This is a genomic window from Tropicimonas marinistellae (assembly GCF_001509585.1).
In the GTDB taxonomy this organism is placed as follows: domain Bacteria; phylum Pseudomonadota; class Alphaproteobacteria; order Rhodobacterales; family Rhodobacteraceae; genus Tropicimonas; species Tropicimonas marinistellae.
Map to the genome: position 1 here is coordinate 398,020 of NZ_LNCI01000004.1, position 14,387 is coordinate 412,406.

The 14,387-nt window shown below is 63.7% G+C and carries 18 protein-coding genes; 17 read left to right on the forward strand and 1 reads right to left on the reverse strand.

Features of this window, described 5'->3' with window-relative positions; genetic code table 11:
* The first annotated feature begins 113 nt into the window (after nucleotides 1–113).
* The 17 genes from ARC39_RS10705 to ARC39_RS10785 all read left to right on the forward strand — a co-directional run bounded on the left by ARC39_RS10705 (nucleotide 114) and on the right by ARC39_RS10785 (nucleotide 13,869).
* Nucleotides 114–1,211: a hydrogenase small subunit gene (locus tag ARC39_RS10705; protein ID WP_068114235.1), complete on the forward strand. Its 1,098-nt coding sequence runs from the start codon at nucleotides 114–116 to the stop codon at nucleotides 1,209–1,211.
* Between the two features lie 2 nt (nucleotides 1,212–1,213).
* Nucleotides 1,214–3,004 carry a nickel-dependent hydrogenase large subunit gene (locus ARC39_RS10710; protein WP_149866384.1) on the forward strand — a complete coding sequence of 597 codons (1,791 nt, stop codon included), beginning with the start codon at nucleotides 1,214–1,216 and terminating at the stop codon, nucleotides 3,002–3,004.
* A 14-nt stretch (nucleotides 3,005–3,018) separates the two neighbouring features.
* A complete protein-coding gene (locus tag ARC39_RS10715; protein WP_068114239.1) occupies nucleotides 3,019–3,231 on the forward strand; it encodes a hypothetical protein in 213 nt (70 codons plus the stop codon).
* The gene (cybH, locus tag ARC39_RS10720; RefSeq protein WP_068114241.1) at nucleotides 3,228–4,004 is read left to right on the forward strand and encodes a Ni/Fe-hydrogenase, b-type cytochrome subunit; all 777 of its coding nucleotides are present in this window, start codon (nucleotides 3,228–3,230) and stop codon (nucleotides 4,002–4,004) included. The genes ARC39_RS10715 and cybH overlap by 4 nt, the downstream gene beginning before the upstream one ends.
* A 273-nt stretch (nucleotides 4,005–4,277) precedes the next feature.
* Nucleotides 4,278–4,886 (forward strand): HyaD/HybD family hydrogenase maturation endopeptidase, encoded by a 609-nt coding sequence (locus tag ARC39_RS10725; RefSeq protein ID WP_068114243.1) that lies wholly within the window; start codon nucleotides 4,278–4,280, stop codon nucleotides 4,884–4,886.
* Nucleotides 4,887–4,889: 3 nt separating this feature from the next.
* Nucleotides 4,890–5,210: a HypC/HybG/HupF family hydrogenase formation chaperone gene (locus ARC39_RS10730; protein ID WP_068114244.1), complete on the forward strand. Its 321-nt coding sequence runs from the start codon at nucleotides 4,890–4,892 to the stop codon at nucleotides 5,208–5,210.
* 12 nt (nucleotides 5,211–5,222) lie between these two features.
* The gene (locus tag ARC39_RS10735) at nucleotides 5,223–5,603 is read left to right on the forward strand and encodes a thioredoxin domain-containing protein (protein ID WP_068114250.1); all 381 of its coding nucleotides are present in this window, start codon (nucleotides 5,223–5,225) and stop codon (nucleotides 5,601–5,603) included.
* Nucleotides 5,604–5,622: 19 nt separating this feature from the next.
* On the forward strand, nucleotides 5,623–6,450 hold the full coding sequence (locus ARC39_RS10740) for a hydrogenase expression/formation protein (protein ID WP_068114252.1): 828 nt from the start codon (nucleotides 5,623–5,625) through the stop codon (nucleotides 6,448–6,450).
* Entirely contained in the window at nucleotides 6,447–7,253 is an 807-nt protein-coding gene (gene hybE / locus ARC39_RS10745; protein WP_068114254.1) for a [NiFe]-hydrogenase assembly chaperone HybE, read from the forward strand. Before ARC39_RS10740 ends, hybE begins: the two co-directional genes overlap by 4 nt.
* A 2-nt stretch (nucleotides 7,254–7,255) precedes the next feature.
* Nucleotides 7,256–8,152: a hypothetical protein gene (locus ARC39_RS10750; RefSeq protein ID WP_068114256.1), complete on the forward strand. Its 897-nt coding sequence runs from the start codon at nucleotides 7,256–7,258 to the stop codon at nucleotides 8,150–8,152.
* Complete coding sequence (hypA, locus tag ARC39_RS10755) at nucleotides 8,145–8,486, forward strand: hydrogenase maturation nickel metallochaperone HypA (protein WP_068114258.1); 342 nt, start codon at nucleotides 8,145–8,147, stop codon at nucleotides 8,484–8,486. Before ARC39_RS10750 ends, hypA begins: the two co-directional genes overlap by 8 nt.
* Nucleotides 8,486–9,304 (forward strand): hydrogenase nickel incorporation protein HypB, encoded by an 819-nt coding sequence (hypB, locus tag ARC39_RS10760; protein WP_068114259.1) that lies wholly within the window; start codon nucleotides 8,486–8,488, stop codon nucleotides 9,302–9,304. Before hypA ends, hypB begins: the two co-directional genes overlap by 1 nt.
* On the forward strand, nucleotides 9,301–10,785 hold the full coding sequence (locus tag ARC39_RS10765; RefSeq protein WP_068114260.1) for a sigma-54-dependent transcriptional regulator: 1,485 nt from the start codon (nucleotides 9,301–9,303) through the stop codon (nucleotides 10,783–10,785). Before hypB ends, ARC39_RS10765 begins: the two co-directional genes overlap by 4 nt.
* Nucleotides 10,786–10,788: 3 nt before the next feature.
* A complete protein-coding gene (locus tag ARC39_RS10770; protein WP_068114262.1) occupies nucleotides 10,789–11,079 on the forward strand; it encodes a HypC/HybG/HupF family hydrogenase formation chaperone in 291 nt (96 codons plus the stop codon).
* Entirely contained in the window at nucleotides 11,076–12,218 is a 1,143-nt protein-coding gene (gene hypD, locus ARC39_RS10775) for a hydrogenase formation protein HypD (protein WP_068114264.1), read from the forward strand. Before ARC39_RS10770 ends, hypD begins: the two co-directional genes overlap by 4 nt.
* A 91-nt stretch (nucleotides 12,219–12,309) precedes the next feature.
* Complete coding sequence (gene hypE / locus ARC39_RS10780) at nucleotides 12,310–13,326, forward strand: hydrogenase expression/formation protein HypE (RefSeq protein WP_068114467.1); 1,017 nt, start codon at nucleotides 12,310–12,312, stop codon at nucleotides 13,324–13,326.
* 288 nt (nucleotides 13,327–13,614) lie between these two features.
* A complete protein-coding gene (locus ARC39_RS10785; RefSeq protein WP_068114266.1) occupies nucleotides 13,615–13,869 on the forward strand; it encodes a hypothetical protein in 255 nt (84 codons plus the stop codon).
* A 3-nt stretch (nucleotides 13,870–13,872) separates the two neighbouring features.
* On the opposite strand, the gene ARC39_RS10790 is transcribed toward ARC39_RS10785, so the two are convergent.
* Entirely contained in the window at nucleotides 13,873–14,301 is a 429-nt protein-coding gene (locus tag ARC39_RS10790) for an ASCH domain-containing protein (RefSeq protein ID WP_068114268.1), read from the reverse strand.
* Between the last annotated feature and the right edge of the window lie 86 nt (nucleotides 14,302–14,387).

Below are 14,387 nucleotides of genomic sequence, written 5' to 3' on the forward strand. Positions count from 1 at the left end.
TGCAGGGGCCGGCACGCCGGTTTTGTTGGAATACCTGAGCTTAGGCGGTTTCCCTAAGATGGAAGGGGTCCTGGAACGGCCTCGTCCCAAAGCACCTGGAGGGAGGGCCAGCCTTGAGCCAGATCGAAACCTTCTACGACGTGATGCGGCGGCAGGGGATCACCCGGCGCAGCTTCATGAAATACTGTTCGCTGACCGCAGCGGCACTCGGGCTCGGGCCAGCCTATGTGCCCAAGATCGCGCATGCGATGGAAACGAAGCCTCGGACACCCGTCATCTGGGTGCATGGGCTCGAATGCACCTGCTGTTCGGAGAGCTTCATCCGCTCGGCGCACCCGCTGGCCAAGGATGTCGTCCTGTCGATGATCTCTCTCGACTACGATGACACACTGATGGCCGCCGCCGGGCATCAGGCCGAGGCCGCGCTGGAAGACACGATCGAGAAATACAAGGGCAACTACATTCTCGCCGTGGAGGGCAACCCGCCGCTCAACGAAGATGGCATGTATTGCATCGTCGGCGGCAAGCCTTTCGTGGATCAACTGCGCCACGCGGCGAAGGACGCCAAGGCAATCATCTCCTGGGGTGCCTGCGCCTCCTATGGCTGCGTTCAGGCCGCCGCGCCGAACCCGACCCAGGCGACGCCGGTGCACAAGGTCATCACCGACAAGCCGATCATCAAGGTGCCGGGCTGCCCGCCCATCGCCGAGGTAATGACCGGCGTCATCACCTATATGCTCACCTTCGACCGCCTGCCCCAGCTCGACCGTCAGGGGCGACCGCAAATGTTCTATTCCCAACGAATCCACGACAAGTGCTACCGCCGGCCGCATTTCGACGCCGGACAGTTCGTCGAGGCCTGGGACGACGAGAATGCGCGCAAGGGCTATTGCCTTTACAAGATGGGCTGCAAGGGGCCGACCACTTACAATGCCTGTTCCACCGTGCGCTGGAACGAGGGCGTCTCCTTCCCCATCCAATCCGGCCATGGCTGTATCGGCTGTTCGGAAGACGGGTTCTGGGATGCAGGCTCCTTCTACGACCGAGTGACGGACCTCACCCAGTTCGGCGTGGAAGCCAATGCCGATCGGATCGGGATGGCGACCGCCGGGGTGGTTGGCGCAGGAGTTGCGGCCCATGCCGCCGCATCGATCCTCGTTTCAGCGCAACGCAAGGCGCAATCCAAGAAATCGCAGAGTGAGGAGGCCTGATCATGACCGTCACTCCCAACGGCTTCGACCTGGACAATTCTGGCCGCCGTATCGTCGTTGACCCCGTGACCCGCATCGAAGGTCACATGCGTTGCGAGGTGAATGTGGATGACGAGGGCGTCATCCGCAACGCCGTCTCCACCGGCACCATGTGGCGCGGGCTGGAAGTGATCCTCAAGGGGCGCGACCCGCGCGATGCCTGGGCCTTTACCGAGCGGATCTGTGGCGTCTGCACCGGCACGCATGCGTTGACCAGCGTACGTGCGGTGGAGGATGCGCTTGGCATCACCATCCCCGAAAACGCGAATTCCATTCGCAATATCATGCAGTTGAACCTGCAGATCCACGACCATATCGTGCATTTCTACCACCTGCATGCGCTCGACTGGGTGAACCCGGTGAACGCGCTGCGCGCCGATCCGAAGGCCACCAGCGAGCTGCAGCAGACGGTCGGCCCGAACCACCCGCTCTCCTCGCCGGGCTATTTCCGCGACGTGCAGAACCGGCTGAAGAAATTCGTCGAGAGCGGCCAACTCGGCCTCTTCAAGAACGGCTATTGGGACAATCCTGCCTATCTTCTGCCGCCCGAGGCGGATCTGATGGCGACCACCCATTACCTCGAGGCGCTCGACCTGCAGAAGGAGATCGTCAAGGTCCACACCATCTTCGGCGGCAAGAACCCGCATCCGAACTGGCTGGTGGGCGGCGTGCCCTGCCCGATCAACATGGATGGCGTGGGCTCGGTCGGCGCGATCAACATGGAGCGGCTGAACATGGTCAGCTCCATCATCGACAAATGCATCGAGTTCAATCGCAACGTCTATCTGCCCGATGTCGTTGCGATCGGCGGCTTCTACAAGAACTGGCTCTATGGCGGCGGCCTCTCGGGGCAGGCGGTGCTGGCCTATGGCGACATTCCGGAGAACCCCAATGATTTCTCCGCCGAGCAGCTGCACCTGCCGCGCGGGGCGATCATCAATGGCAATCTGGAAGAGGTGCATGATGTCGACCAGCGCGACCCGGAGCAGATCCAGGAATTCGTCGATCACAGCTGGTACACCTATGGCGAGCCGGGCAAGGGGCTGCATCCCTGGGACGGGGTGACCGACCCGCAATATGAGCTCGGGCCCAATGCCAAGGGGACCAGGACAGATATCAAGGAGCTTGACGAGGCGGCGAAGTACTCCTGGATCAAAGCGCCGCGCTGGAACGGCCATGCCATGGAGGTGGGCCCGCTGGCCCGCTACGTGGTCGGCTATGCGAAGGGGCACGAGGATATCAAGTCCCAGGTCGAGGGGCTCTTGCGCACCATGGACCTCCCGGTCTCCGCGCTTTTCTCCACCCTCGGGCGCACCGCGGCGCGGGCGCTGGAAAGCGAGTATTGCGGCCGCTTGCAAAAGCACTTCTTCGACAAGCTGGTGCAGACCATCAAAAACGGCGACAGCACGACCGCGAACATCGAAAAGTGGGATCCTTCGACATGGCCAAAGGAAGCCAAAGGCGTGGGCGCCACGGAAGCCCCGCGCGGTGCGCTCGGCCATTGGATCAAGATCAAGGACGGCCGGATCGAGAATTACCAATGCGTCGTGCCAACGACTTGGAATGGAAGCCCGCGTGACACCGCCGGGAACATCGGAGCCTTCGAAGCCAGCCTTATGAACACGCCGATGGAGCGCCCCGAGGAGCCGGTCGAGATCCTGCGCACATTGCACAGCTTCGACCCATGTCTCGCTTGCTCTACCCATGTCATGGCGCCGGACGGGGCGGAGATGGCGCGGGTCAAGGTTCGCTGAGGGAGGACAGCCAGATGAAACGACTTTCGATTGCACTCGCGCTTCTGCCTACCGTCGCTCTGGCCCATGGTGGTCATGGCGCTACGGAAGGCTCGCATTGGTTCACGCAGCCAGATCACCTGATCGTACCCGTGCTTGGCGGGCTTGCGCTTGCCTTGCTTTGCCGCGGCACGCTGCGGCGGCTCCGCGTGGCCCGACCGCGCTACCAGCCGAGGACGCAGAGATGACCGACCAGACCATCCACGTCCCCAATCCGGATGTCGACCCGCTGCGCGAGAACGTCCTCGCCGGGGATGCCACCGAAAGCGACGTTGCGAGTATTCGCCGCCAGACCTCCGTCTATGTCTATGAGGCGCCAGTACGGATCTGGCACTGGATCAATGCGCTTGGGATCACCGTGCTCTGCGTGACCGGCTGGTTCATCGCCTCGCCGCCGCCCTCGATGCAGATCGACGAGGCGACGCATCAATTCGTCTTCGGCTATATCCGCTTCGCCCATTTCGCCGCGGCCTATATCGTCACCATCGGCTTCCTCGGGCGGATCTACTGGGCGATTGTCGGAAACTACCACGCAAGACAGCTTTTTATCGTGCCGGTCTGGAACCGCCATTACTGGAAGGAAGTCATCCACGAGATCCGCTGGTATTTCTTCCTCGCCAAGGACCCGAAGAAATATGTGGGTCACAACCCGCTGGCCCATATCGCGATGTTCGGCTTCATGACGCTGGGGTTGACCTTCATGATCGTCAGCGGCTTCGCGCTCTATTCCGAGGGCGCCGGGCAAGGGAGCTGGGCCGATACGCTCTTCGGCTGGGTGATTCCGCTCGTTGGCGGCAGCCAGGCCCTGCACGGGCTTCACCATCTGGGCATGTGGATGATTGTGGTCTTCATTCTCATCCACATTTACGCGGCGATACGCGAGGACATCCTCTCGCGGCAATCCATCGTTTCGACCATGATTTCCGGTCACCGCACCTTCAAGGACGACGATCCGAACTGACCCCTTCCTTCCGGACTCGTTGGTACAGAAGGCAGGCACGCGGCCTGCCTTCTGTATATTTACATTTCACTCAATGCAAAAAGTGGATAGTATGCTTTCATGTTGGATGGTGGCGTTTTCGCCTATGCGATGCCAAGACATTGACTCAAAATAACTTTCCGAAGAGACGCCGAGCCGTGGAAAATCCTTTCGGCCCCGGAATGCGTCTGCTTTCCTGTCGACCAAAGCCAGAACCGGCAAGCGAACAGCCGGTCAAGCCAACGGGAGGACACCATGACAGCATCCGTGCTGGTGCTCGGAATCGGCAATCTGCTCTGGGCAGACGAAGGCTTCGGTGTCCGCTGCGTGGAACGGCTGGCCGAGTGCTGGTCCTTCCCTGAGAACGTGTCGCTTCTCGATGGCGGCACGCAGGGTCTCTACCTGCTGCCCTTTCTCGAAGCGGCCGACCGACTGATCGTCTTCGATGCGGTGGACTATGGACTGACCCCGGGCACACTGAAGATCGTCGAAGACGACGAGGTGCCGGCCTTCATGGGCGCCAAGAAGATGTCGCTGCACCAGACAGGGTTTCAGGACGTGATCGCCACCGCGCAGCTCATGCGCTACTGCCCGGAGGAACTGCTGCTGATCGGATGCCAGCCGGAGGAACTGGAGGATTACGGCGGCGGGCTGCGCGAGAGCGTCGCCGCACAGATCGAGCCAGCCCTCGACGTGGCGATGGAGCGGCTGCGCATCTGGGGCATCACGCCGACGCCGGGCCGCGACCCACGCAGCACGCTCGCCGACGCCTCGATCCGCCGCACTGCCTACGAGGCCGGACGCCCGTCCGAAGCATCGGCCTGCCGTACCGGCGATGCCAGGTTCTTCCCGGAGAACACGTGAACAATGTGTCTCGGAGTTCCCATGCAGATCGAGGACAGTAACGGGATCGTTGGCATGGCCCGCGAGGACGACGCGCTGGTTCCGGTGGACCTGTCCCTGACCGGCCCTGTATCTCCCGGAACCTGGGTACTCACATTCCTCGGCGCCGCACGGGAGGTGATCGACGCCGAGGAGGCGCAGAAGGTTCTGGCCGCCCTCGACGGGCTCCGTGCCGTCATGGCGGGTGGCTCGACCGGCGATGCTTTCGCGGACCTGGAAGAGACCGGGCCGCGCCTGCCGCCGCACCTCCAGGCGCTGCAGGCCTCGGGCAGGACAACAGGATAGGAGCGCTACCATATGGGACATCCGCTGATCGACCGGCTGAGCACAGACCTGGGTTGGCCGCTGTTGGAGAGCCATGAAGCGTTGGAGACGTTTACCGATACCGGCGGCGTGAAGGCGTTGTTCGTGCCGGGCGACCCTGCCCGCAATCTCGAAAGCGCCGACGTGGCAGTTATCCTGCCGGAACTGCGAATGGCCTTCCAGGGGGCCTTCGACTGCGCTGTCGCGGGCGATGCCATTGAAACGCATGTGCGCGAGGCGGCCGGCGTCTACCAGACGCCAAGCATCCTCTTTTTGCGCGATGGCAAGCACATCGGCGCCATCCCCAAGGTGCGCGACTGGGACGACTATATCGCCCGCATTCAGGCCATCCTCGCCCGCCCCGCCGCGGCCTGAGACAGGAGAATACGAGACCATGAGCGGAAACTTCGTTCTTCCCCCGATGGGCTTCGGTCCCGGCTCCCAGCCTCCCACCGAGGATGGCAGGGAGCTGGAATACATGCCGTTGCCGCAAGACATGCGCACCTATTCCACCCGCGTTCCCGAGGTCGAAGACAGCACCCGCCTCGCCCCGGCACTGGAGCTGCTTGCCCGCATCGCCGAAGCGGCCGCATCGGGACGGCATGCTACGTTCGATCTGGCCACGCTCGACGCGGCAAACCGGGCGCTGATTGCCGAAACCATGGGCGAGGGCGAAGTGTCGGTGAGGATTCATGGCATCCCGGCCATCGCCGCGCAGGAAAGCGTCTTCGCCGGTATCTGGGTTCTTCACGGAGCAGGCATCGACCGGATCGAGGTCGGACCGGTGCCCGCGCTCGCACTCCAACGTGCCTTTCACGCGCGCCGGCACGCGAGCGCGCCGGACACCACACCGCCCTCGGGTGTTGTCAACGCGCCGTCGCTCTTGGCGGAACTCTTCGACAAGTCGGCCGCGCGCATACCCGGCGACACGCCCCATATCGTCAACCTGACGCTACTGCCCCACACCGAAGGCGACTTGGCCTGGATGGAGGAGGTGCTGGGCCTCGGCTCGGTAGAGATCCTTTCGCGTGGCTATGGCAATTGCAGGATCACAGCGGCGGCGCTGCACGGTGTTTGGCGGGTACAGTTTTACAATTCCATGGACACGCTCATCCTCGACACGTTCGAAGTGACGGAGATGCCGGAGGTGGCGCTCGCCGCCCGCGAGGATCTCGAAGACAGCGCTGCGCGTATCCGCGAGGTTCTGGAGGCGCTGCGATGAGCGGGTTTGAAGGCTCCTACATGGGCGCAAATGATCGCATCTCGCCGCAGGCCGTCATGGAATGCAAGATCTGCTGGACGCCGTATGAACCGGTTCAGGGTGACGACACGCGACAGGTGCGACCGGGCACGCCATTCGTGGACCTGCCGCACGACTGGTCCTGCCCGAATTGCGACGCACCGAAGGAGCAATTCCTGGTACAGAGTGACCCCGGCGCGGAGGACGTGCTGACCGTGGCCCGCTTGAAAGGTGCGACCGATGCCCTGGTGGCCGATTTCACCGAGATCTGGAACGGCAAGATGCGGGACGTCCCGCTCGTCAACCGCACTTTGCGGGTCGAGGCGGTCGGTTTCATTCTCCATGAGGGACGGCCGCTGGGCGTGTTGATCTCACCTTGGTTCATGAACCTCGTGATGTTGCCGGCAGACGGCGAAGACTGGTCTGATCTGCGGGCCGGCGATACCGAGGTGATCGGGTTTCCCTCCGGCGACTACGAGTTTTTGCATAACACGCGGGAAACGGTTGGCGGTTACAAGGCTTGTTCGCTGGTCTCACCCATGGGCGAGTACACGAGCCAGGTGCAGGCAGTGGAGGTCGCCTCGGCGATCATGACGGCGCTCTTCGACACCGCGAACCGCGCCGAGACGGATCGGCGTGAGGACATTCGCGCGGCGCGCGAATTGGACATTGCCGAGACGGAGGCGGCGGAAACCTCGCTGTCCGTTCCCGGGGCGGCCATGGAGGCAAAACCCACCCGTCGGGAGGTGATTTTGGCTGATGTTTCGCGAGACGGAGACGACTGAGCATGCTCGACCGCGGCCATTCCCTTCCCCGGCTGGTGGCTGTCGGCGCTCCGTCCCTGCCAGTGGCGGAGTTGCTGGTGGGCCGTCGGATAGAAGAGGCCACGGAGTTGCTGCCAAGGCTCTTCAATCTCTGCCGCGCGGCACAGGAAGGGGCGCTGCGCTTGGCGCTTGGGATCGAGACCGCTGCAACCGAAGAGGCGCTGGCACAGGAACTTCGCCGTGAGCACGTCGCGAAGCTCTTTGTCGTCTGGCCGCGACACTTCGGCCAGCCGGGCGTCGCACTCCCGGAGGACTGGAAAGTGGACAGCGAGCGCCTCCTGGAAGCGATGTTCGGGCCGGCGGCATCGGCGCCGAAAACAGCGGAGGAGGTGACCGGGTTTCTTGCATCGGACCTGGGCACGGCACCGCTTCTGCGGCGAATTTCGGAGTGTTTTCCGATTGGGTCAGCAACCTGCCGTCCCCTTCCGGCCCCAACACCGGACCTGCTCTGGTCGGGCGAAGCGATTGAGAACTCCACCGCTGCACGCCACCTCGGCGCGCCGGCCATGCTGGCCATCGAGGCCAGTCATGGCCGGGGCCCGCTGTGGCGGGCCTGGGCACGATTGGAAGACCTGCGCGCTGTCTTGTCCGGCCGCCTGCCGCGCCCGGATCGGCCTCGACGTACATACGCCATCATCCCTGCCGCGCGTGGCTCCTTCGCCGTGCAGGCGCGCGCGGAAGACGGGCGACTGACTTTTTTCCGACGCGTCACCCCAACCGACCACTTGTTGGTGCCCGGCGGCATCCTGGAACAATGTCTTGCGACACTGCCCGTAGATCGGCAGGCGCTTTCTCCGCTTCTCCTCGATATACTGGACCCCTGTTCTCCGCTGCGGTTGAAGGAGGTGCGGGATGCATGAAATGGCGCTCTGCGAAGGCATTCGCGGGATCATCCAGGATCAGGCGCGCGCACAGAACTTCTCCCGCGTGCGTCGTCTTCGCCTCGAGATCGGCCGCTTTGCGGGTGTGCAGAAGGAGGCTCTGGCCTTTGCCTTCGATGTTGTGATGCGCGGCTCCGAAGCCGAAGGCGCGGAGTTGGAAATGCTGGATCTGCCGGGAAGGGCTGTTTGCTACGACTGCGAAGCGGAAGTTGAAATCGACGACCGATTTGCCCCCTGCCCACGGTGCGGCGGCGGGAAGCTCATGCCGACCGGAGGCAGCGAAATGCGAATACTGGACATGGAGGTGACGTGATGTGCAACGTGTGCGGGTGTGGACAGGGCACGGTGGAAGGGCATTCCCACGACGATTCCCACCACCATCACCATCACCATGGCGAACACCGCGACATCCACTATGGAACGGGCGCGGCGGGCGTCGCCGTGCCGGGAATGAGCCAAGACCGGCTGATCGAACTCGAGGCCGACATACTCTCGAAGAACGATGCCTTTGCAGCGGCCAACCGCACCCGGCTGGCCGCGACGGGTACGCTCGCCCTCAACCTCGTGTCCTCACCGGGTTCCGGCAAGACGAGCCTGCTCGTGCGCACCATCGAACGGCTCGGAGCGCACCCGGTTGCCGTGATAGAGGGCGATCAGCAGACCACCAACGACGCCGATCGAATTCGTGCCACCGGGGCCCCCGCTGTGCAGGTCAACACCGGCAAGGGTTGCCATCTGGACGGACAAATGGTCGGCCATGCACTCGATCATCTGCCCCTTGAACAGGGAACGGTATTGTTCATCGAGAACGTGGGCAATCTCGTCTGCCCGGCCGGGTTCGACCTCGGCGAGGACTGCAAGGTCGCGATCCTGTCGGTAACGGAAGGAGAGGACAAACCGCTGAAATACCCGGATATGTTCACCGCCTCCCGGCTGGCGCTGCTCAACAAGACAGACCTCGCCCCCCATTGCGATGTGGACCTCGACCTCTACGAAGCCAACTTGCGCCGGGTCAACCCGGAGATAGAGGTCCAGCGGGTCTCCGCCCGCACAGGAGAGGGGCTCGACGCCTGGATCACCTGGTTGAACGCGCGTCTCGCCGCGAAGCAGGCGGAGGACACCGCGGCATGAAGGACGTTCCGGCACCCCTGCCCACTGTGCTTCTTGTCGATGACGAGGCCCATTCGCTCGCCGCGATGCGCATGGCGCTGGAGGACGACTTCGACTGCCTGATTGCCGCCAGTGCGGACGAGGCCGGCGGGCTGATGGAGCAGCAGGACATACAAGTCATCTTTTGCGATCAACGGATGCCCGGGCGGAGCGGCGTCGAGTTTCTGTCGGAGGTTCGCGACCGTTGGCCGGAGACGGTGCGGATCATCATTACCGGGTACACAGAGACCTCCGACATGATCGCGGCGATCAACGAGGCCGGAATCTACCAGTTCCTCACGAAGCCCTGGCATCCCGACGAATTGCTGATGGCGGCGAAGAATGCCGCGGACCTCTTCCGGCTGACGCGCGACCACGACCGGTTGAGCCTGGAGATGCGCCTCCTGAACCGAACCGCGGAATCCAAGCTGGAACACCGCCGCAAGGCGCTGCGCGAAGGGCTGGGATTCGAGAACGTGCTGCGGGCGCCGAACTCGCCAATGAACGCGGTGATCGCGCAGGCACGTCAGTTTGCCAGCTTCGATGTGCCGGTGCTGCTGCAGGGCGAACCGGGAACCGGCAAGACGGACATGGCGCGGGCCATGCACTACGGCTCGCTGCGCGCGGACCATCCATTCCTGGCCCACAATTGCGTCGGCGCCGAGGAGGAATTGCTGGAGCTGGAACTCTTCGGCGCCCGCCAGGGGGCGATGCCCGGTCAGCGCACGAACAAGATCGGATTGTTGCAGAAGGCCGAGCGCGGCACGCTCTTCCTGAATGGCGTGGACGCCCTGGCGCCCCGGCTCCAACTCGCGCTCATGCGCATCCTGAGCGAGGGCGTCTTTCGGCCTCTCGGCGCGCGGGAAGAAATCGCCACAAATGCGCGCCTCATCCTCGGGGCACATCGCGACCTGCGTACCGAGGTGGCGGAGGGCCGGTTCCGCGCGGATCTCTTCTACGCGCTTTCGGTGGCCGAGCTCGACCTGCCGCCACTTCGCGGCAGACCGGGAGACATTTCCGTTTTAGCCAGCCACATGTTGTTCGAATTGTCCGATGCGCATGGCAAACCGGTCCACGGACTCGCCGACGCGGCGTTGGAATTCCTCGAACGCTATGACTGGCCCGGCAACGCGCGGGAGTTGCGCAACGAGATCACGCGCATGCTGATATTCGCACAAGACGCGGTCCTGGGCCCGGAACTGATATCGCGCCATATCCTTCAGGCCGCGCCCGCGGAAGACGGCGGTGACCGCAACGTGGATTCCGTACTTGTCGGGGGTGGCACGCTCAGGGACAGGGTCGAACTCATTGAAAAGCGTGTTTTGCGAGAGACGTTGACGCGGCTGAAATGGAACAAGAGCCGGGCTGCCGCGGAACTCGGCCTGAGCCGTGTCGGTCTGCGGGCGAAACTGGACCGCTATTGCCTGGCGCCTCCTGCAAGCGCCCCGGCAGAGGAGGAGTGAACTATGTGCCTGGGGATACCCGGACAGATTGTCGAGATAACGGACACCAACCGGCAAATGGCGCTGGCAGATATCTCAGGCGTGCGCCGTGAAGTGTCCGTCGTTTGCGTGGCCGATGGGCCGCTCGATACGCTTGTCGGCAAGTGGGTGCTGATCCACGTCGGCTTTGCCATGAGCCTGATCGACGAGGACGAAGCCGCCCGCACGCTGGAGGCATTGCGCGAGTTGGGCGAAGCACAGGAGGCGCTGGACGCGATGGCGGCCGGACAGGACGCGCTGGAGGAACGGCCATGAGATACGTGGAGGAATTCCGCGACCCCGCTGCCGCACGCGCATTGCTGGACCGGATTGCCGCGCTGGCCAACGAGATCGGGGCCACGGCGGCGGCGCCAGTGCATATCATGGAGATCTGCGGCGGGCATACCCATGCGATCTTCCGCTACGGGCTCGACAAGCTGATCCACCCCGGGGTGGAATTCATCCACGGCCCCGGCTGCCCGGTCTGCGTGCTGCCAATGAGCCGGGTCGACGAATGCGTGGAACTGGCGGAGCGCCCGGAGGTCATCTTCACGACCTTCGGCGATGCGATGCGGGTACCGGGCACGCGCAAGTCGCTGATCCAGGCAAAGGCGGAGGGCGCGGATATCCGCATGGTCTATTCCCCGCTCGATGCGCTGGAACTTGCGCGCCGAAACCCGGAACGCGAGGTGGTTTTCTTCGGGCTCGGCTTTGAGACGACGACACCCTCGACGGCACTCTCAATTCAGCAGGCAGCGCGCGAAGGGCTCACGAATTTCACCGTTTTCTGTAACCACATCACCGTGCCCCCCCCGATCCGCGTGTTGCTGGAAGACCCGCACATGATACTCGACGGCTTTGTCGGCCCGGGGCACGTTTCCATGGTGATCGGCACCGATCCCTATCGTTTCATCGCGGAGGATTTCGGCAAGCCCATCGTGGTCGCGGGATTCGAGCCACTCGACTTGCTTCAGTCGGTTCTGATGGTACTGGAGCAGATCCGCGACGGACGGGCGGAGGTGGAAAACCAATATGCCCGCGTGGTGCCGGAACACGGCAATCCGGTATCCGTGGCCGCAATTGCCGAGGTCTACGAGCCGCGACCAAGTTTCGAATGGCGCGGCCTGGGCGAGATCGACGAGAGCGGGCTGCGGATTCGCGACCGGTATCGCGCATTCGATGCGGAGGCGAAGTTCGGGATCGGCTACGGCGCCGGCCCGCGTGACGTCCGGGAGCCCGAGGGATGTGCCTGCGGGCAGGTGATGACCGGCCGGATCAAACCCACGGGTTGCCCGCATTTCGGCACGGGCTGCACCCCAGAGATGCCGTTGGGGGCGCTCATGGTCTCGTCGGAAGGCGCCTGCGCGGCCTACTACCAGTATGGCGGCGCACGAGCCGCCGAGCCGGCCGCGTGAGATCGTTCCGTGAGAGATGGGGGCGCTGCCCCCGCCGCGGCAAGCCGCGACTCCCCCGGGATATTTTCAGACAGAAGAAGGAACGGAACACGTGAGAGACGAGCGTGTGACGCTGGCGCATGGCGGCGGCGGCAAAGCGATGCGGGATCTGATCGAGACAGTCTTCACCAGCGCTTTCGAACCGGCCTCGATGGAGGACCAAGCGCGCCTGACAGACGCCGCCTTCACAGAGGTGGGGGCACGCCTTGCCTTCACTACGGACAGTTTTGTTGTCGACCCGCTAGAATTCCCCGGCGGGGACATTGGCAAGATCGCGGTTTGCGGCACGGTGAACGATCTTGCGGTGGGCGGCGGACGTCCGCTGTGGCTTTCGGCGGCGTTCATCATCGAGGAGGGCTGCGAGATCGCCTTGCTGGAGCGCGTTGTACGTTCGATGCGGGCCGAGGCCGACGCGGCCGGTGTGAAGATCGTCACCGGCGACACGAAGGTTGTCGGGCGCGGACATGCCGACAAGCTTTTCGTGACAACGTCCGGCGTGGGGGTGATTCCGCCGGGACGCGACCTGCGGGCCGAACGAGTTCGGCCGGGCGACATTGCCATCGTGAATGGCGTTCTGGGGGATCACGGCACAGCCATTCTCGCTGCGCGGGGCGATCTGGCGCTCTCGACCGACATCCCGTCGGATTGCCAGGGCCTCGGTCATCTGATGGAAGCCGTGCTGGAAGCGGTTCCCGATGTGCGGGCTGCACGCGACGCCACGCGCGGCGGGCTGGCAACGGCGCTGAACGAGATTGCCGTGGCTGCCGCCGTGAAGATCGAACTCGATGAACGCCAATTGCCGCTTCGCCCCGAGGTGCGGGGAATGTGCGAGATCCTCGGCCTCGATCCACTCTACCTGGCCAACGAAGGTACGCTTGTTCTCTTCGTTCCGGAAGCGCGCGCCGCTCGGGCGCTTGCGGCAATGCGCGCAACCGACGCCGGCCGCGGTGCGGTTGCAGTTGGCCGGGTGCTGGAGGCGCCGGCGGGCCGGGTCACATTGCGGAGCGCCTTTGGCGGCGAGAGGATCGTCGACATGCTGGTGGGCGAGCAACTGCCGCGAATCTGCTGAGTCGCGCCTATCATTTCAGGTTTGCCCCGCGCTCTCCTTGCCGCTGCCGCTTTGCTGGCATCTGGCGAATGAGGGCACAAGCGACGCCGACACGTACAAATCGGCCGCTGCCGTAGCCGGTTGGCCACAACGGGCCTTAACCTTTGGTCAATGCGTTGCGATATCGCAAACAAACTCAAAGGATTGTCGACACGATTGCGCCATACTTGCCCCTTTTTTGCCACATTTCAGACGTAGCTTGACCATGTTGTCGGTGGGGGCCGTAACGAGTGTTGAAAGGTAAATGCCATGGGGGCAATTGCAAATGTCATCGGGAACATGGCGCGACCGCTGTTCCTGGGCCTTCTGCTGGTAATCGGTCTCGGATTCATGACGGGCGACCCTCATAACGGTCACTCCGGCGCGGCGTGCCGCGACTGGACCACCGATCCGGAACTGAACCGTACTCTGTGCCGCTACCATCCCACACGAATCCTGAACACGCCTGTGACCGAACTGGTGCCGTGGATCGTGCCGGATGCGAAAACGGATGAGGCGTCCTGATCGTCAGGGCGCCTCGCCACCTTCCTGTGCCAGATCCTCGATCAGCCGGAACCGCTCGCATACCAGTTGCATCTCCGGATCGAATCCCCCGTTACGCTCGAAGTACCGCCGGTGACCATCGCGCCACCCGACGAGGTTGTCATTTTCGCCCTCTGCGAGAGCGAAGGATTCCGGCACGTCGCAATACCGCAGGATCTCCACGCTGACCGTCTCGATCACGAGCGCGGGCCGCTTGTCCCAATCGAGCGCAATGTCGCGGCGTCCGGGCTTCGGCAGCGCCTCGCCACCCTCCGTGAAGTCTCGCAAAGCACTGCATGTGGCCGTCTTCGCACCGCTCCGCACGAGGGCGAGGAGGTCGTCGCAGAGCGCGCGGGAATCCCCGAACGTGAAGGTTTCTGCGTCAGGATAGCGCTTTCGCAGCTCTTCAAGCATGGCCTCTCCTCCAACCTACAGCCGCGCCCGCGGGGCTCGGTCCGGACAGCTGTGGATCCCCATGGTGCCGGCACCGGAGTGGGGCC